This is a genomic window from Pseudomonas sp. ok266 (genome assembly GCF_900110195.1).
Taxonomy (GTDB): Bacteria; Pseudomonadota; Gammaproteobacteria; order Pseudomonadales; family Pseudomonadaceae; genus Aquipseudomonas; species Aquipseudomonas neuropathica.
On the sequence record NZ_FOCU01000001.1, the window covers coordinates 320,000 to 336,914 of the forward strand.

Sequence of the window (16,915 nt, forward strand, 5' to 3'; positions counted from 1 at the left end):
GCTCATCTACGGAAATGCTCCATCTCGAAAGTGGCGGGACAGACCGACGAATCGTTCGACGGCAGGCTCAAACTGAAGGGTATGACGGCGTTTTCCACGGAGAGTTCGTGGTATGAAAGGGCCATGATGCCTCGGCGGGCGTGGCTTTCGGCCGGCAAAACCTTGATTTTCGGTGTTAAACCTTTCAGCTGATCTGCTGAAACTTCCCCCTGTAGGAGCTGCCGCAGGCTGTGATCTATTGATCTTGATCTTAAAAATAAAAAAATCGCAGCCTGCGGCAGCTCCTACAGAAGATGACTCCGGTTATTTGGTGCCGGTATGGCCAAACCCGCCGGTGCCGCGTTCGGTTTCGACGAACTCTTCAACCATTTCGAAATGCGCCTGTACCACCGGTACCAGCACCAGTTGCGCCAGACGTTCGCCGACGGTCATGGTGAAGTCGGTCTGGCCACGGTTCCAGCAAGACACCATCAGCGGGCCCTGATAATCCGAGTCAATCAGACCCACGAGGTTGCCCAGCACGATGCCGTGCTTATGGCCCATGCCCGAGCGCGGCAGGATCAGCGCGGCGAGGTTCGGGTCGCCGATGTAAACCGACAGACCGGTGGGGATCAGCACGGTTTCACCCGGCTTGATCACGATGTCCTGATCCAGCATGGCGCGCAGGTCGAGGCCGGCGGAACCCGGGGTGGCGTATTGCGGCAGCGGGAAATCGGTACCGATGCGTGGGTCGAGGATCTTGGCTTGCAAAGCGTGCATGTAAATTAAACCTGGTTCAGACGTTCGGCGATAAAGGTGACCAGTTGGCGAGCGATCTTGCTCTTGCTGGTCTGGGCGAAAACCGTGGCGTGCAGCGCACGGTCAATCACGCTGCAGGCGTTTTCTTCGCTGTTGAAACCGATGCTCGGGTTGGCGACGTCGTTGGCGACGATCAAATCGAGATTCTTGTCCTTCAGCTTGCGTGCAGCGTAGTCGAGCAGGTGTTCGGTCTCGGCGGCGAAACCGACACTGAACGGACGGTCGGGACGGGTCGCGATGGTGGCCAGGATGTCCGGGTTACGCACCATTTGCAGGACGAAGCCGTCACCGCTCGTAGGATCTTTCTTGAGTTTTTGCGGGGCGACGACTTCCGGGCGGTAGTCCGCAACGGCCGCCGAGGCGATGAACACGTCATACGGGATCGCCGACTCACAGGCCGCGAGCATGTCGCGGGCGCTGACCACGTCGATACGCGTGACGCGATCCGGCGTCGGCAGGTGCACCGGGCCGCTGATCAGCGTGACGCGGGCGCCGGCCTCAACTGCGGCTTCAGCGAGTGCGAAGCCCATTTTGCCGGAGCTGTGGTTGGTGATGTAGCGAACCGGGTCGATGTTTTCCTGAGTCGGGCCGGCGGTGATGACGACGTGTTTGCCGGTCAGCGCCTGGCGCTGGAAACAGTCCGCCGCGCATTGTGCGAGGTCGGTGGCCTCCATCATGCGGCCCATGCCGACGTCGCCGCAGGCCTGGCTACCCGAGGCCGGGCCGAAGGTCTTCAGGCCACGGCTTTCCAGGAGTTGCAGGTTGGCCTGGGTCGCCGGATCACGCCACATCGCCTGATTCATTGCCGGCGCGACTGCCACAACGGCGTCGGTGGCCAGCACCAGGGTGGTCAGCAAATCGTTGGCGATGCCTTGGGCCAGGCGGGCGATCAGGTCGGCAGTGGCCGGGGCGATCAGTACCAGATCGGCCCATTTCGCCAGCTCGATGTGGCCCATCGCGGCTTCGGCAGCCGGGTCGAGCAAGTCGAGGTGGACCGGGTGACCGGACAGCGCTTGCATGGTCAGCGGGGTGATGAACTCGGCGCCGCCATGGGTCATGACCACGCGTACTTCGGCACCCTGATCGATCAGGCGACGAACCAGATCGGCGCTCTTGTAGGCCGCGATGCCGCCGCCGACGCCGAGCACGATGCGTTTCCGATACAGCCGCTGCATAGGTCTGCCTTTCATTTCGTGGGTGACATACGTGGCGAAACCCCCTCCCCAGGGTGAATTCGCCCGCAAAAAAGATGGGCTACGATATCACAGCGACCGCTACGGAACAGCGGCGCCCACAGACAGGGAAGTGCTATGAGTATTCGCGATTGGCCTGCGGCGGAACGTCCGCGGGAAAGGTTGTTGGAACACGGGGCAGCGAGCCTTTCAGACGCTGAGTTACTGGCGATTTTTCTGCGCACCGGGTTGCCCGGACTAAGTGCTGTGGATCTGGCGCGCAATCTGTTGACTCAATTCGGCAGCCTGCGTTTGCTGCTTGAGGCCGATCAGGACGAATTCAGCAAACAATTGGGGCTCGGGCCGGCGAAGTTTGCGCAACTGCAAGCTGCTCAGGAAATGAACAGGCGACATCTGGCTGAGAAATCACGGCAGAAACCAGCCCTGGAAAACCCTCAGGTCGTTCGCGATTATCTGAAATCGATGCTGCGTCACGAACCGCATGAGGTGTTTGGTTGCCTGTTTCTCGACTCCAAACATCAAGTACTGAATTTCGAGATACTGTTTCGCGGCTCAATCGACAACACCAGCGTGCATCCACGCGAGGTTGTGAAGCGATGTTTGGCCAATAACGCCGCTGCGTTGATCCTGTGCCACAACCATCCATCGGGGAACACTGACCCCAGTCAGGCAGATCGGCTGCTGACTAAACGCCTGCAAAAGGCACTGGAGCTGATTGACGTGCGGGTACTCGATCACTTCATCGTTGGTGATGGTGAGCCGTTGTCGATGGCTGAGTGTGGCTGGATGTAAAGTTCAGGGGAAAAACGCTAAACCCCTGTAGGAGTGAGCCTGCTCGCGATAGCAATTTTCCAGTCACCGAATGGGTTGACTGAAATGACGCCATCGCGAGCAGGCTCACTCCTACACGTTATGTGCAGGGCAGGTTATTTCAGGTTTACCTTCGAATAGTCCTGGCGGCCAAAGGGGCTTACCGAGTAACCCTGCACGTCCTTACGTGTCAGCGCATAAGCGGTCGGATGCGCCAGCGGCAGCCACAACGCCTGCTGTTGAATCTGCGCCTGCGCCTGCTCGTACAGCTTGGTGCGGACGCCTTGTTCGCTGGTGGTCTTGCCGGCGCTGATCAGCTTGTCCAGATCGGCGTTGCAGTAGCGTGCGAAGTTGGTGCCCGATTTGACCGCGGCGCAGGAAAACTGCGGTGTCAGGAAATTGTCCGGGTCGCCGTTGTCGCCGGCCCAGCCCATGAACAGCAGGTCATGCTCGCCCGCCTTGGCGCGGCGAATCAGTTCGCCCCACTCGATCACGCGGATTTCCGCCTGAATACCGATTTCCGCCAGATCCGATTGCAACAACTGTGCACCGAGGCTTGGGTTCGGGTTGAGCAGGCTGCCCGAAGGACGCGTCCAGATGGTGGTCTGGAAGCCGTCTTTCAAGCCGGCCTTGGCCATCAGCGCCTTGGCTTTGGCCACGTCATGCGGGTAACCCGGCAGGTTCTTCGCATAACTCCAGGTGTTCGGTGGGTAAGGGCCATTGGCCGCTTCGGCGGTGTCTTCGAACACCGCCTTGATGTAGTTGGCCTTGTCGAAGGCGAGGTTGATGGCCTGACGCACCTCTGGCTTGTCCAGCGGCGGATGCTGGCTGTTGATGCCAACGAAAGCGGTCATGAACGCGTCAGTCTTTTCGACTTTTAGTGTCGGCTCTTTCAGCGCGGCCTGTACGTCCAAAGGTTTTGGCGACAGGGCGATCTGGCATTCGTTGCGTCGTAGCTTTTGCAGGCGCACGTTGGCGTCCGGGGTGATGGCGAAGATCAACGGGTCTACCGAAGGCTTGCCGCCGAAGTAATCCGGGTTGGCCTTGTAGCGAATCGCCGCGTCTTTCTGGAAGCGATTGAACACAAACGGGCCGGTACCGATCGGCTGGCTGTTGAGCTTGTCCGTGGCGTTGGCCTTCATCAATTTGTCGGCGTATTCGGCGGAGTAGATCGAGGCGAAGCCCATGCTCAGGGTCGCCAGGAAGGTCGAGTCCGGGTGATCAAGGGTGAAGCGCACGGTCAGCGGATCGAGCGCGTCGATCTTCTTGATCAGCGCGGGCAACTGCATCGATTGCGCATGGGGGAAGCCGCTCTGGGCGACTTTGTGCCACGGGTTGGCCGGGTCGAGCATGCGGTCGAAGCTGAATTTGACGTCTTCTGCGGTCAGCTCACGGCTCGGCTTGAAGTAGTCAGTCGTATGAAACTTCACCTGCGGGTGTAGCTTGAAGACATACGTCAGGCCATCGGTGCTGACTTCCCAGCTGTCGGCCAGGCTCGGCACGACTTTGCCGCTGGCGGTGTCGAATTCAACCAGACGGTTCATCAGCACGTCGGCCGAGGCGTTGGTGGTGGTCAGCGAGTTGTACTGCACCACGTCGAAACCCTCAGGGCTGGCCTCGGTGCAGACGCTCAGCGCGGCGGCCTGGGCCAGGGGGCTCAGCAGGAGCGGGGCGAGCAACAGGGGTAGGGCAGCGAGGCGCATGGTCGGTTTCCTTTTACAGATCGAAGGCCCATCTGCAAGTGCAGTCTGGAAAAGGCCTACCCTAGAGGTCTGGATTACAAATGACTATCCCCTTTTTGCATTGTCGGGGCACAGTGATGGCGGTTTTTCAGACCGCGGTGCGCGGTAAAAAGTCTGAATCGCCCGTAGGGACGATTTTCTGCGACGAGTGGTAAAAATCGATGCCAGCCTTTATCCAAGCCGTTCGCAGGCTGAAAAAGCGCCTTTTTGTGGATTGTTTGCACACCGAATGTTGTTGCTCCGAAGTCTTTCTGGTATAAAGCAGCGCTCTTTTCTAGGGGCCCGGTTCCTTCACTGTAGGTGTAGCCGGTAAGACCTCTAAAGAAACGCGGCGCCTGGCGCCAAATGACTGAGAGATTAAGCGGCCAACCCATGCCGGGTTGGGCATGTGGTTTTAGAGGGCTGAGGCATGTCGAGAGTATGTCAAGTTACCGGTAAGGGTCCGGTGACTGGGAATAACATTTCCCACGCAAACAACAAAACCCGTCGTCGTTTCCTGCCGAACCTGCAGCATCACCGCTTCTGGGTTGAAGAAGAGAAACGTTTTGTGCGTCTGCGCGTATCTGCCAAAGGCATGCGTATCATCGACAAGCGTGGCATCACTGTCGTGCTCGCCGAACTTCGCCGCGATGGCAAGATTTAAGGGAGCTAATCATGCGTGAATTGATTCGTTTGATCTCGAGCGCCGGTACTGGTCACTTCTACACTACCGACAAGAACAAGCGTACTACCCCGGACAAAATCGAGATCAAGAAATTTGATCCGGTTGTTCGCAAGCACGTGATCTACAAGGAAGGCAAAATCAAGTAATTGATTTTTCCCGACTTACGAAAAAGGCCCGTATCTCACGATACGGGCCTTTTTTGTGGTCTCGATTTTTGTGTCGCCTGTCCTGACGCCTTCGCGAGCAAGCTCGCTCCCACCATGGAATGCGGTCACCTGTAGGAGTGAGCCTGCTCGCGATAGGGCCGGATCAGCCAGCGAAAATCCTCAAGCCTTCTGTTCAAAGATCACATAGATCTTGCGGCAAGCTTCGAGCACTTCCCAAGTGCCCCGAAACCCTGCCGGAATCACAAACCGGTCGCCAACGCGCAACGTCTTGGCATTGCCCTCGCCGTCACGCAGCACCGACACGCCCTGTAAAATCTCGCAGTATTCATGCTCGGTGTAATTCACCGTCCACTGACCCACCGCACCTTCCCATACGCCAACGCCCATCTGCCCACACGGGCTGTCGTATTGATGAAACACCGCTTGCTCAGGATCACCCTTCAGTACTTTCGCCGGGTCCGGGCGATAGCGTTCGGCTTCGCTGCTGGTCAGGCTGATGTCGACGACGTTCTGGATGTTCATTGTTGTTATCCCCCGTAAATACGGCGCGATTGGCTGGAAAGGGCCAAAGTCTATGTTGATTAAAATCAACACCGCAAGGCCGTATGACCACCTTGTGTCAAATATATTGAAACAACCCCGGCCGCTGGTTTAGGGTGGCGGGTGCCTTGGGCCGAAATGCAGGCTGGCCGGGCAGAATTTTTGAGGACGCTGGCGACGATCGCGCGGCGCTCGTATTGAACAAGAGGAGGACACTTAAATGACCACCCTGACTCGTACCGACTGGGAACAACGCGCCCGCGATCTGAAAATCGAGGGCCGCGCCTACCTCAATGGCGAATACACCGACGCCGTCTCCGGCGAGACCTTCGAGTGCATCAGCCCGGTCGATGGCCGTCTGCTTGGCAAGATCGCCAGCTGTGACGCCGCCGACGCCCAGCGCGCCGTGGAAAACGCCCGCGCCACCTTCAACTCCGGCGTCTGGTCGCGTCTGGCACCGACCAAACGCAAAGCCACCATGATTCGTTTTGCCGGCCTGCTGAAGCAGCACGCTGAAGAACTGGCCCTGCTCGAAACCCTCGACATGGGCAAGCCGATCAGCGATTCGCTGTACATCGACGTTCCGGGCGCGGCGCAGGCGCTGAGCTGGAGTGGTGAGGCGATCGACAAGATCTACGACGAAGTGGCGGCCACACCGCACGACCAACTGGGCCTGGTGACCCGCGAGCCAGTGGGTGTCGTCGGTGCCATCGTGCCGTGGAACTTCCCGCTGATGATGGCCTGCTGGAAACTCGGCCCGGCACTGTCGACCGGTAACTCGGTGATCCTCAAACCATCGGAAAAATCCCCGCTGACCGCCATCCGCATCGCTGCACTGGCTGTTGAGGCCGGTATTCCGAAAGGCGTGCTCAACGTGCTGCCGGGTTACGGTCACACCGTCGGCAAGGCGCTGGCCCTGCACAACGATGTCGACACACTGGTGTTCACCGGTTCGACCAAGATCGCCAAACAACTGATGATCTACTCCGGCGAATCGAACATGAAACGCGTCTGGCTGGAAGCCGGCGGCAAGAGCCCGAACATCGTCTTTGCCGATGCGCCGGATCTGCAAGCCGCTGCCGAATCCGCTGCCAGCGCCATCGCCTTCAACCAGGGCGAAGTCTGCACCGCCGGTTCGCGTCTGCTGGTCGAGCGTTCGATCAAGGACACATTCCTGCCGATGGTGATCGAGGCACTGAAAGCCTGGAAGCCGGGCAACCCGCTGGATCCGGCCACCAACGTCGGTGCATTGGTCGACACTCAGCAGATGAATACTGTGCTGTCGTACATCGAATCCGGTCACACCGATGGCGCCAAACTGGTCGCCGGCGGCAAGCGCATTCTTCAGGAAACCGGCGGCACTTTTGTTGAGCCAACGATCTTCGATGGCGTGAGCAACGCGATGAAGATCGCTCAGGAAGAGATCTTCGGCCCGGTGCTATCGGTCATCGCTTTCGATACGGCTGAAGAAGCGATCCAGATCGCCAACGACACGCCGTATGGCCTGGCCGCTGCGGTATGGACCCAGGACATCTCCAAGGCGCATCTGACCGCCAAGGCACTGCGCGCAGGCAGTGTCTGGGTTAACCAGTACGATGGTGGTGATATGACCGCACCGTTCGGCGGCTTCAAGCAGTCGGGTAACGGTCGCGACAAATCGTTGCACGCGTTCGACAAGTACACCGAGCTGAAAGCGACGTGGATCAAGCTGTAAGCCGTTAAAGGAGCCTGATTCAATCAGGCTCCCGAACCATACAGAGATCCCTTGTGGGAGCGAGCTTGCTCGCGAATGCGGTGTATCAGTCAGCAGATCTGCTGAATGTGAAACCGTATTCGCGAGCAAGCTCGCTCCCACATTGGTTTTGTGGTGCACATAAAAATAATCCACAGGAGCGTGGAACATGCGGTGGGCGACGTATTTCGCCGTGTTGGCGTCTGTCTTGAGTGTCGGCCTGGCCCTGGGGGTCAGCATGCCGTTGGTGTCGTTGCGCCTCGAAGGTTGGGGCTACGGCTCCTTTGCCATCGGCGTGATGGCGGCGATGCCGGCGATTGGTGTGCTGCTGGGCGCGAAGATTTCCAGTCATCTGGCGGCACGTTTCGGCACGGCTAACCTGATGCGCCTGTGCCTGTGGGCCGGGGCGCTGTCGATCGGTCTGTTGGCGTTGCTGCCGAGCTACCCGATCTGGCTGGTGCTACGGCTGATGATCGGGGTGATCCTGACCATCGTGTTCATCCTCGGCGAGAGCTGGATCAATCAACTGGTGGTCGAGAACTGGCGCGGGCGACTGGTGGCGCTGTATGGCAGCAGCTATGCGTTGAGCCAACTGTCGGGTCCGTTGCTGTTGGGCGCGCTGGGTACCGAGCATGATTACGGTTTCTGGGTCGGTGTCGCTTTGCTGTTGCTGTCGCCATTGCTTTTGCTGGGCCGCAGCGGTGCGCCGAGCAGTGGAGCCAGCAGCGTAACGTTCAAGGAATTGTGGGGCTTCGCCCGTGAGTTGCCGGCGATTGCCTGGGCGGTGTCGTTGTTCGCCGCATTCGAGGCGATGATCCTGACGTTACTGCCGGTGTATTGCCTGCAACAGGGCTTCACTGCCGAGATCGCGCTGGCGATGGTCAGCACGGTGGTGGTGGGTGATGCGCTGCTGCAACTGCCGATTGGTGCGCTGGCCGATTATCTGTCGCGGCGCACCCTGTTCACTGGGTGCGCAGTGATCCTGATGCTGTCGAGCCTGGCGATTCCAATGTTGATCGACACGCTGTTGATCTGGCCGCTGTGGGTGCTGTTCGGTGCCAGCGCCGGCGGGCTGTTTACCCTGTCACTGATCCTGATTGGCGAACGTTATCGTGACGATGCACTGGTGCGGGCCAATGCACATATTGCGCAGCTGTGGGGGGTTGGCTGTCTGATCGGGCCTCTGATGGCGGGGGCGGGCAGTCAGTGGATCAGCGGACATGCGTTGCCGCTGCTGATGGCGGTTGGGGCGTTTGGACTGGTGATTCTGCTGATGCGGCAAGGTGCATTCGGTACGGTGCAAACGGCTTAAGGTCAAAAGATCGCAGCCTGCGGCAGCTCTTGCAGGGGGAATGCATTTCAACTGTAGGAGCTGCCGCAGGCTGCGATCTTTGCTTTTTAAAGCATCCGCTCAAGGCCGACAGTGGTGCTGAACCATGCGTTGAAGCGCCGCCACCAGCTCCCCGGTTCCTTGGTCAGCGTGTGCAGCTGGCCGTTGTCTTCGGTCACCCAAATGATCTGGCCATCCTGCAATTTCGCTTGGTAACTCAGCGCCGGCGCCATCCCCTGCAAGGCCAGCTCACGCACATGCTCGGCCAACTCCGGACTGTCGACCAAGACCCCGACCTCGGTGTTCCACAACACCGAGCGCGGGTCGAAGTTGAACGAGCCGATAAACGACTTCTGCCGATCAAAGATCATCGCTTTGCTGTGCAAGCTTGAATCAGAGCCGCGAAACGATTTGCTGTAAAACACATGCGGGCCACTGCCGTAGTTATCCCCAGGCTGACGGCGCAGTTCATACAGTTTCACGCCATGCTCCAGCAACGCTTTGCGATACGGCGCATAGCCGCCGTGCACCGCTGGCACATCGGTGGCTTCCAGCGAGTTGGTCAGAAGGCTTACCGAGACGCCGGCATCGGCACGACCGGTCAGGTAGACCAGTCCCGGCTGGCCCGGAACGAAATAGGCCGAGATCATCACCAGTTCTTTGCTGACGTTTTTCAACTCCGGGCCCAACTGCGTGGTCAGCAGCAATTGCGGATCCGGTTCAGCCTTGGCCAGCACCTTGCTCGGCGCGTCCCACAGCGCCTGATTCCATGCCCAGATCAGCTCTTTGCGCCAGATATCCATGCGCGGCGCAGTCTTGAATGTCATCAACTGCTGGTACAGCGCGTGATTCTGTTTGCGGGTTTCCTCCAGCGATTCTTCCAGACGTGTGCGGGTGTTCTGCAGGTCCTTGGCGGTCGGTCGGCTGGAGAGAAATTCGTCGATCGGTTTGCTCAGGGCGCTGTTCCAGTACTGGTCGAAACTGTGCCCGAGCTGCTCGGCCACCGGCCCGACACTGAGCATGTCGATGTCGGTGAAATTCAGGTTTGGCTCGGCGTCGAAATATTCGTCACCGAGATTGCGCCCGCCGACGATGGCCACACTGTTGTCCGCCAGCCACAGCTTGTTGTGCATGCGCCGGTGTTGCAGCGACAGGTTGAACAAGCGGCCCGCCGCGCGGGTGACGCCGGTGCTGCGGCCCAGATGCAGCGGGTTGAACAGGCGGATCTGGATCTGCGGATGCGCCGCCAGCGTGGCGATGATCTGGTCCAGACCGTCGCTGGTGGTGTCGTCGAGCAGAATGCGCACGCGCACGCCGCGATCGGCAGCCTTGAGCAGTTCCTCCACCAGCATTCGCGTGCTGATGCCGTCATGGACGATGTAGTACTGCAGATCGAGACTGGTCTGGGCGTTGCGAATCAGCTCGGCGCGGGCGGTGAACGCCTCGCTGCTGTTGGACAGCAGGCGAAAACCCGAGCGGCCCTGATAGGGCGCCGCTTGCGCCTGAATCGAACGGCCGAAGCTGGAATCAGCTGCCGGTAACGCCTGACTTGGCTCGCGCGGGACATCGAGACTGGCACAGCCGCTCAGGAACGAGGCGAGTAACAGCAAAGCGAGTAGGGGCTGTCTGAAGCTCACGTAGGATCATTCCGGTTGGCGGCAAGGGTCGGCATATGGACGCGGTTCTCTGGAAAAAGGTCAGTCGGCTTCCGCCAGCAATCTGACAGCGGTCGCGCCGACCTTGCGCACCGCCTCTTCGATCTGCGCTGTCGGTTTGGCAGCGTAGTTCATCCGCAGGCAATTGCGGTACTTGCCTGAGGCGGAAAAGATACTGCCGACGGCAATCTGTACGCCTTGGTCGTGCAACTCACGATTCAGTTTCAAGGTGTCGAAACCTTCCGGCAATTCGACCCACAACATGAAGCTGCCTTGCGGCCGGCTGGCGCGGGTACCTGCCGGGAAATAGCGGGTCACCCAATCGATCATCAGGTCGCGGCTGCGTTGGTATTGCGTGCGCATGCGCCGCAAATGCGGTTCGAAATGACCAGCCTTGAGAAATTCGGCAATAGCGATCTGCGGCTGCGGCGCGGTCGAGCCGGTGCTGATGTATTTCATGTGCAACACCCGTTCAAGGTATCGACCCGGCGCGACCCAGCCAATGCGCAGTCCCGGCGCCAGGGTCTTGGAAAACGAACTGCACAACAGCACACGGCCGTCTTCGTCGAAGGATTTGATCGTGCGAGGGCGCGGGTAGGTGTAGGACAGTTCGCCATACACGTCGTCCTCGATGATCGCTACGTCGAAGCGCTGCGCGAGGTTGAGCAGGGCGCGTTTGCGCGACTCCGGCATGATGTAGCCGAGCGGGTTATTGCAGTTGGGCGTGAGCTGGATGACCTTGATCGGCCATTGTTCCAGTGCCAGTTCCAGCGCTTCGAGGCTGATCCCGGTGAGCGGGTCGGTGGGAATTTCCAGGGCTTTCATGCCCAGGCCTTTGAGGGTCTGCATGGCGCCATGAAAGCTTGGCGAGTCCACCGCGACAATGTCGCCCGGTTCGCAGATCGCGTGGATGCTGGTAGACAGCGCTTCGTGGCAACCGGTGGTGATCACCAGATCGCTCGCGCTCAACTGGCAGCCGGAGTCGAGCATCAGTCGAGCGATCTGTTCGCGCAGTTCGAGAGTGCCGTGGATGTTGTCGTAATACAGACCGGGCATGTCCTGACGGCGGCTGATCCGCGCCAGCCCACGCAGCAAAGGCTTCATCGTCGGCGAGCTGATGTCCGGCATGCCACGACCCAGTTGCACGACATCCTTGCGCGGCACCGCGCGAATCAACTCCAGCACTTGATCCCACTGCGAAATCTCCACCGGGCGCTGGGCCGGACGGCCGACGGCGGGCAGCTCCGGCAGTTCGCGGCCGACCGGCACAAAGTAGCCGGACTTGGGTTTCGGCGTGGCCAGGCCGCTGTCTTCGAGCACGCGATAGGCCTGTTGCACCGTGCTCAGACTGACCCCGTGTTCGACGCTCAAGGCGCGCACCGATGGCAGCCGGTCACCTGGGCGATAGAAGCCGTTTTCGATGCGCGTGCCGAGCAATTCGGCGAGGTTTACATAAAGGGTCATGGCGCTGCCTCGGTGCGGTGATTCGATAAACCAGTACAGATCTCGCAAAAATCGACAATTCAGTCGACAAAGCGGCAAATCTGTATGTAGTTAATACAGTGTCTTTGAATCTGTAATGGTTTTGCTCGCCCGCGCATCATGGAATCTCTGGCTACCCAAGTAAACAGGAGCATTGAAAATGAACGGCTTGAGCGATGTGCGGTTGACGTTACACGGTCAGGAACTGGCGGCAGGGCAGAAGGACAGTGCGCGCAATGAGATCATGCGCAATGCGCCGTCCGGCCTGAGTCGCTGGAGTCTGTTGTGGCATCGTCTGCACACGCGCAAGGCGTTGCTGGCACTGACGGCGGATCAGCTCAAGGACATCGGGCTGACGCGTGAGCAAGCGCGGGAGGAGGGGTTGAAGCCTTTCTGGCGGATCTGAGATCTGTATGGTCGTTTTGGGCCTCATCGCGAGCAGGCTCACTCCTACAGGGGAACGCATTTCAACTGTAGGAGTGAGCCTGCTCGCGAAAGCGGCCTCAGGATCGCTGCAAAACCATCAGACCAACTCTTTCATCCGATGCCACAACATCCCCAACGCCAACAGCGGCGAACGCAAATGTTTGCCGCCCGGGAAGGTGATGTGCGGCACCTTGGCGAACAGATCAAAGCCACCGCTGTGCTGCCCGCTGATTGCTTCGGCGAGCAACTTGCCCGCCAGGTGCGTGGCATTCACCCCGTGCCCGGAGTACGCCTGTGCGTAATACACATTTGGTTGATCATTGAGCCGGCCAATCTGCGGCAACCGGTTCGCGCCGATGCCGATCATACCGCCCCACTGATAATCGATCTTCACACCCGCCAGTTGCGGGAATACCTCAAGCATCTTCGGCTGCATATACGCCGCGATGTCTTTCGGGTCGCGTCCCGAGTAATGGCAGGCACCGCCGAACAGTAGACGGCGATCCGCCGAGAGCCGGTAGTAATCCAGCGCCACACGCTGGTCGCAGACCGCCATGTTCTGCGGCAGCAGGTCGTGGGCCTGCGCTTCGCTTAACGGCTCGGTGGCGATGATGTAGCTGCCGGCGGGCAGGACTTTGCCGCTGAGTTGCGGGTTCAGATCGTTGAGATAGGCATTGCAGCCAAGCACCAACGTCTTCGCGCGCACTGAGCCTTGGGCTGTATGCACCTTCACTTCAGGGCCGTAGTCGATACGGGTTACTGCCGAATGCTCGAACAGCTTCACGCCCAGTTGCTGCGCTGCTGCTGCTTCGCCCAAGGCCAGGTTCAGCGGATGCAGATGCCCGGAGCCCATGTCGATCAAGCCGCCGACATAGCGTTTGGAACCGACCACCGTGTGCATGTCGTGGGCTTGCAGCAAGCGGGTTTCGTAGCGATAGCCAAGGCCACGCAGTTCTTCGGCGTCTTCGGCAAAGCCTTCGAGGTCGGACGGTTTGTTGGCGAGGTCGCAATAGCCCCAGGTCAGGTCGCAGGCAATCTGAAAACGCTCGACGCGCTGGCGAACGATTTCCACTGCTTCCAGGCCCATCAGTTTCATCTCGCGCACGCCGTCGGTACCGATGACGTTGGTGAACTGATCGAGACCATGACCGACCCCGCGAATCAGCTGCCCGCCGTTGCGACCGCTGGCGCCCCAACCGATCTTGTGCGCTTCCAGCAACACCACGCTGAGGCCGCGTTCGGCCAGTTCCAGCGCCGTGTTCAACCCGGAAAAGCCGCCGCCGACCACACAGACGTCGGCCAGTACGTCACCTTGCAACACCGGGTGATCGGGCTGCGGCAGGCTGCTGGCGGCGTAGTAAGAGGCAACGTGGGGTTGGCTCGCGGAGGTGAAAGCGCGGGCAGTCATAGGCGTCATCCAACGGCTAAGTGTCGAGAAAATTTGACGGAGCATAAGCCGCACGCCCGAACGTGGGCAACATTGGTCGGCCTGCGGTGTCTGGATCTCGGCTTTTGCGGCACAATTGCCGCCTATTCCTCCTCGGTCATCGCTGCAATGAGCTGCAACAGCCAGAAAATCCGCACCTTGCGCCAGCAGATTCCCTCGTTCGAGTGCGTGCCCGGCTGTCACGATTGCTGCGGCCCGGTGACCACTTCGCCGGAAGAAATGGCCCGCCTGCCACGCAAGACCCGCGCCGAGCAAGATGCGGCGATGGAAGAGCTGAACTGTGTGCACCTGGGGCCGAACGGCTGCACGGTGTATGAAGAGCGGCCGTTGATTTGCCGTTTGTTCGGCACGACCAAGACCTTGCCTTGTCCGAATGAGCGGCGCCCGGTGGAGTTGATTCATCCGCGGGTGGAGAAGCAGATATTCGAGTACATGGCGGCGAATCGGCAGGTGTTGGTTTAACGCGTTCACTCGGAACCGATTCGACGCCATCGCGAGCAGGCTCGCTCGCACATTTGGAATGCATTTCCCTGTGGGAGCGAGCCTGCTCGCGAATGGAGCGCCAGCGATCTTCAATCCGGAATAGGTAAGCTCAAGCTCTCCTTCACCTCTTCCATCACGATATAACTCTTCGACTCGCGCACATGCGGCAGCTTCAGCAGAATGTCGCCGAGCAGCTTGCGGTAAGACGCCATCTCGGAAATCCGCGCCTTCACCAGATAGTCGAAATCCCCCGACACCAGATGACACTCCAGCACGTGCGGCAACTTCAGCACCGCGCGTCGGAACTCCTCGAAAGTGTCGCCGGATTTGTAGTCGAGGCTGATCTCGACGAACACCAGCAAGCTACCCTTCAAATGCTGCGGATTCAGCCGGGCGTTGTAGCCCATGATGATCCCTTCACGCTCCAGGCGCCGTACCCGTTCGGTGCAGGGCGTGGTGGAGAGGCCGACCTTTTCCCCAAGTTCGGTAAAGGAAATCCGCCCGTCCGCCTGCAGGATCCGCAAGATGTTGCGGTCGATCTTGTCCAGCTCACGTTTGGTCTGAGTGTTGGTACGCATAGGGGATGCGCCTCCGTGAAAAGGGTTTTTGCCGAGAATTGTCGCCAAATATAGGCGCTTATATAGTGAAAAGCACTGGCATTTCTTTTTTACACTGCGCCCATCATTGCTCTAACAACAGACGTACGCGGCCCTGCCGCGATGAGGGATACAAAAATGCGCGTAATGGTCTTGGGTAGCGGCGTCATCGGTACCGCCAGTGCTTACTATCTGGCCCGTGCCGGGTTTGAAGTGGTGGTGGTCGATCGGCAGCCAGCCGCGGCCATGGAGACCAGTTTCGCCAACGCCGGCCAGGTATCGCCGGGCTACGCCTCGCCGTGGGCCGCGCCGGGCGTGCCGCTGAAGGCGATCAAGTGGCTGTTGCAGCGCCACGCCCCTCTCGCGATAAAAGCCACCGCAGACATCGACCAGTACCTGTGGATGGCGCAGATGCTGCGCAACTGCACCGCCAGCCGTTACGCGGTGAACAAGGAGCGCATGGTGCGTCTGTCCGAGTACAGCCGCGACTGCCTCGATGAATTGCGCGCCGAAACCGGTATTGCCTACGAAGGCCGCAGCCTCGGCACGACTCAATTGTTCCGCACTCAGGCACAGCTTGATGGCGCCGCCAAAGACATCGCTGTGCTGAAAGAATCCGGCGTGCCGTTTGAAGTCCTCGACCGCGCCGGCATTGCCCGCGTCGAACCAGCCCTGGCGGGCGTCACCGACATTCTCGCCGGTGCCCTGCGCTTGCCGAACGACCAGACTGGCGACTGCCAGATGTTCACCACACGTCTCGCCGAAATGGCGGTGAAGCTGGGTGTCGAATTCCGTTTCGGTCAGGACATCCAGAAACTCGACTACGCCGGTGATCGCATCAACGGTGTGTGGATCGACGGCAAGCTGGAAACCGCTGACCGCTACGTACTGGCGCTCGGCAGCTACTCGCCGCAACTGCTCAAACCGCTGGGCATCAAGGCGCCGGTGTATCCGCTCAAGGGTTACTCGCTGACCGTGCCGATCACCAACCCGGCAATGGCCCCGACTTCGACTATTCTCGACGAGACCTACAAGGTCGCGATCACCCGTTTCGACAACCGTATCCGTGTTGGCGGCATGGCCGAGATCGCCGGTTTTGACCTGTCGCTGAACCCGCGTCGCCGTGAAACCCTGGAGATGATCGTCAACGACCTTTATCCTCAGGGCGGTAATCTGGCCGAGGCGAGCTTCTGGACCGGTCTGCGTCCGACCACCCCGGACGGCACCCCGATCGTTGGCGCCACGCCGTTCAAGAACCTGTTCCTCAACACCGGTCACGGCACGCTCGGTTGGACCATGGCGTGCGGTTCCGGTCGTTTGCTGGCCGACCTGATGGCGAAGAAAAAGCCACAGATCAGCGCCGAAGGCCTCGATATTTCCCGTTACGGCAACAAAATTCAGGAGTCCGCAAAACATGTCAATCCAGCGCCAGCTCACCAATGAGCGCATGAGTCAGATCGTCAGCCACAACGGCACCGTGTATCTGGCCGGGCAGGTCGGCGACGACTTCGACGCCGGGATTGAGCAGCAGACCCGCGAGGTACTGGCTAATATCGAGCGCTTGCTCGATCTGGCCGGCACCGACAAACAGCATCTGCTGTCGGCGACCATCTACCTGAACGACATCGAAGCACACTTTGCCGGGATGAACTCGGTGTGGGACCAGTGGCTGCCCAAAGGCGCCGCCCCGGCCCGTGCCACCGTCGAAGCGAAAATGGCCAAACCGAGCATTCTGGTGGAAATTTCCATCGTCGCCGCGCTGCCGTAACCGTTGTAAAGATCCCTCTCCCGGCGCTGTTGGCGGTTCACGTCGTCAGTCGGCGCCGGTTTTTCTTCCCATGACCGCCTAG

At 59.7% G+C, this 16,915-nt stretch carries 17 protein-coding genes; 9 read left to right on the forward strand and 8 right to left on the reverse strand.

The genetic code is table 11. The annotated features are described in order from the left end of the window. Positions 1-303: 303 nt before the first annotated feature. On the reverse strand, positions 304-759 hold the full coding sequence (gene dut / locus BMY54_RS01495) for a dUTP diphosphatase (protein WP_038359240.1): 456 nt from the start codon (positions 757-759) through the stop codon (positions 304-306). A gap of 5 nt (positions 760-764) precedes the next feature. Next, on the reverse strand, positions 765-1,973 hold the full coding sequence (gene coaBC / locus BMY54_RS01500; protein ID WP_093429664.1) for a bifunctional phosphopantothenoylcysteine decarboxylase/phosphopantothenate--cysteine ligase CoaBC: 1,209 nt from the start codon (positions 1,971-1,973) through the stop codon (positions 765-767). Between the two features lie 135 nt (positions 1,974-2,108). Here coaBC and radC point away from each other — a divergent pair, with 135 nt between their 5' ends. Next, a complete protein-coding gene (radC, locus tag BMY54_RS01505) occupies positions 2,109-2,783 on the forward strand; it encodes a RadC family protein (RefSeq protein WP_093429665.1) in 675 nt (224 codons plus the stop codon). Between the two features lie 134 nt (positions 2,784-2,917). Here radC and BMY54_RS01510 read toward each other — a convergent pair whose 3' ends face one another. Beyond that, positions 2,918-4,504 (reverse strand): ABC transporter substrate-binding protein, encoded by a 1,587-nt coding sequence (locus tag BMY54_RS01510; RefSeq protein WP_093429666.1) that lies wholly within the window; start codon positions 4,502-4,504, stop codon positions 2,918-2,920. Positions 4,505-4,952: 448 nt separating this feature from the next. Here BMY54_RS01510 and rpmB point away from each other — a divergent pair, with 448 nt between their 5' ends. Together rpmB and rpmG are read left to right on the forward strand one after the other, a co-directional pair. Further along, positions 4,953-5,186: a 50S ribosomal protein L28 gene (gene rpmB, locus BMY54_RS01515; RefSeq protein WP_007920377.1), complete on the forward strand. Its 234-nt coding sequence runs from the start codon at positions 4,953-4,955 to the stop codon at positions 5,184-5,186. An 11-nt stretch (positions 5,187-5,197) separates the two neighbouring features. Continuing rightward, complete coding sequence (gene rpmG, locus BMY54_RS01520; protein ID WP_007894709.1) at positions 5,198-5,353, forward strand: 50S ribosomal protein L33; 156 nt, start codon at positions 5,198-5,200, stop codon at positions 5,351-5,353. 180 nt (positions 5,354-5,533) lie between these two features. Here the strand turns inward: rpmG and BMY54_RS01525 are convergent, their stop codons facing one another. Beyond that, a complete protein-coding gene (locus BMY54_RS01525) occupies positions 5,534-5,896 on the reverse strand; it encodes a cupin domain-containing protein (RefSeq protein WP_093429667.1) in 363 nt (120 codons plus the stop codon). A gap of 238 nt (positions 5,897-6,134) precedes the next feature. Here BMY54_RS01525 and BMY54_RS01530 point away from each other — a divergent pair, with 238 nt between their 5' ends. Beyond that, positions 6,135-7,628, forward strand: a complete 1,494-nt coding sequence (locus BMY54_RS01530) for an aldehyde dehydrogenase (RefSeq protein ID WP_093429668.1) — start codon at positions 6,135-6,137, stop codon at positions 7,626-7,628. A gap of 187 nt (positions 7,629-7,815) precedes the next feature. Beyond that, positions 7,816-8,958: an MFS transporter gene (locus tag BMY54_RS01535; RefSeq protein ID WP_093429669.1), complete on the forward strand. Its 1,143-nt coding sequence runs from the start codon at positions 7,816-7,818 to the stop codon at positions 8,956-8,958. A gap of 86 nt (positions 8,959-9,044) precedes the next feature. Here the strand turns inward: BMY54_RS01535 and BMY54_RS01540 are convergent, their stop codons facing one another. Next, on the reverse strand, positions 9,045-10,613 hold the full coding sequence (locus BMY54_RS01540; RefSeq protein ID WP_093429670.1) for a phospholipase D family protein: 1,569 nt from the start codon (positions 10,611-10,613) through the stop codon (positions 9,045-9,047). Positions 10,614-10,673: 60 nt separating this feature from the next. Next, positions 10,674-12,095, reverse strand: coding sequence for an aminotransferase-like domain-containing protein (locus tag BMY54_RS01545; protein ID WP_093429671.1), 1,422 nt, complete (start codon positions 12,093-12,095; stop codon positions 10,674-10,676). A 178-nt stretch (positions 12,096-12,273) separates the two neighbouring features. Here BMY54_RS01545 and BMY54_RS01550 point away from each other — a divergent pair, with 178 nt between their 5' ends. Beyond that, a complete protein-coding gene (locus BMY54_RS01550) occupies positions 12,274-12,519 on the forward strand; it encodes a DUF1127 domain-containing protein (protein WP_093429672.1) in 246 nt (81 codons plus the stop codon). A 117-nt stretch (positions 12,520-12,636) separates the two neighbouring features. On the opposite strand, the gene BMY54_RS01555 is transcribed toward BMY54_RS01550, so the two are convergent. After that, positions 12,637-13,947 (reverse strand): NAD(P)/FAD-dependent oxidoreductase, encoded by a 1,311-nt coding sequence (locus BMY54_RS01555; RefSeq protein ID WP_093429673.1) that lies wholly within the window; start codon positions 13,945-13,947, stop codon positions 12,637-12,639. Between the two features lie 147 nt (positions 13,948-14,094). On the opposite strand from BMY54_RS01555, the gene BMY54_RS01560 reads away from it, so the two are divergent. Beyond that, a complete protein-coding gene (locus tag BMY54_RS01560; RefSeq protein ID WP_064389779.1) occupies positions 14,095-14,448 on the forward strand; it encodes a YkgJ family cysteine cluster protein in 354 nt (117 codons plus the stop codon). Positions 14,449-14,558: 110 nt separating this feature from the next. On the opposite strand, the gene BMY54_RS01565 is transcribed toward BMY54_RS01560, so the two are convergent. After that, positions 14,559-15,047 (reverse strand): Lrp/AsnC ligand binding domain-containing protein, encoded by a 489-nt coding sequence (locus BMY54_RS01565; RefSeq protein ID WP_003177284.1) that lies wholly within the window; start codon positions 15,045-15,047, stop codon positions 14,559-14,561. A 156-nt stretch (positions 15,048-15,203) separates the two neighbouring features. Here BMY54_RS01565 and dadA point away from each other — a divergent pair, with 156 nt between their 5' ends. Both dadA and BMY54_RS01575 read left to right on the forward strand, forming a co-directional pair. Then, positions 15,204-16,508 (forward strand): D-amino acid dehydrogenase, encoded by a 1,305-nt coding sequence (gene dadA, locus BMY54_RS01570; protein ID WP_093429674.1) that lies wholly within the window; start codon positions 15,204-15,206, stop codon positions 16,506-16,508. Continuing rightward, the gene (locus BMY54_RS01575; protein WP_093429675.1) at positions 16,480-16,833 is read left to right on the forward strand and encodes a RidA family protein; all 354 of its coding nucleotides are present in this window, start codon (positions 16,480-16,482) and stop codon (positions 16,831-16,833) included. Before dadA ends, BMY54_RS01575 begins: the two co-directional genes overlap by 29 nt. Positions 16,834-16,915 lie beyond the last annotated feature (82 nt).

Coding starts and splice junctions, on each gene's coding strand:
- BMY54_RS01530 (WP_093429668.1), top strand. CDS start 6,135: ATGACCACCCTGACTCGTACCGACTGGGAACAACGCGCCCGCGATCTG.
- dadA (WP_093429674.1), top strand. CDS start 15,204: ATGCGCGTAATGGTCTTGGGTAGCGGCGTCATCGGTACCGCCAGTGCT.
- coaBC (WP_093429664.1), bottom strand. CDS start 1,973: ATGCAGCGGCTGTATCGGAAACGCATCGTGCTCGGCGTCGGCGGCGGC.
- BMY54_RS01555 (WP_093429673.1), bottom strand. CDS start 13,947: ATGACTGCCCGCGCTTTCACCTCCGCGAGCCAACCCCACGTTGCCTCT.
- BMY54_RS01550 (WP_093429672.1), top strand. CDS start 12,274: ATGAACGGCTTGAGCGATGTGCGGTTGACGTTACACGGTCAGGAACTG.
- rpmG (WP_007894709.1), top strand. CDS start 5,198: ATGCGTGAATTGATTCGTTTGATCTCGAGCGCCGGTACTGGTCACTTC.
- dut (WP_038359240.1), bottom strand. CDS start 759: ATGCACGCTTTGCAAGCCAAGATCCTCGACCCACGCATCGGTACCGAT.
- BMY54_RS01525 (WP_093429667.1), bottom strand. CDS start 5,896: ATGAACATCCAGAACGTCGTCGACATCAGCCTGACCAGCAGCGAAGCC.
- BMY54_RS01560 (WP_064389779.1), top strand. CDS start 14,095: ATGAGCTGCAACAGCCAGAAAATCCGCACCTTGCGCCAGCAGATTCCC.
- rpmB (WP_007920377.1), top strand. CDS start 4,953: ATGTCGAGAGTATGTCAAGTTACCGGTAAGGGTCCGGTGACTGGGAAT.
- radC (WP_093429665.1), top strand. CDS start 2,109: ATGAGTATTCGCGATTGGCCTGCGGCGGAACGTCCGCGGGAAAGGTTG.
- BMY54_RS01535 (WP_093429669.1), top strand. CDS start 7,816: ATGCGGTGGGCGACGTATTTCGCCGTGTTGGCGTCTGTCTTGAGTGTC.
- BMY54_RS01565 (WP_003177284.1), bottom strand. CDS start 15,047: ATGCGTACCAACACTCAGACCAAACGTGAGCTGGACAAGATCGACCGC.
- BMY54_RS01545 (WP_093429671.1), bottom strand. CDS start 12,095: ATGACCCTTTATGTAAACCTCGCCGAATTGCTCGGCACGCGCATCGAA.
- BMY54_RS01575 (WP_093429675.1), top strand. CDS start 16,480: ATGTCAATCCAGCGCCAGCTCACCAATGAGCGCATGAGTCAGATCGTC.
- BMY54_RS01510 (WP_093429666.1), bottom strand. CDS start 4,504: ATGCGCCTCGCTGCCCTACCCCTGTTGCTCGCCCCGCTCCTGCTGAGC.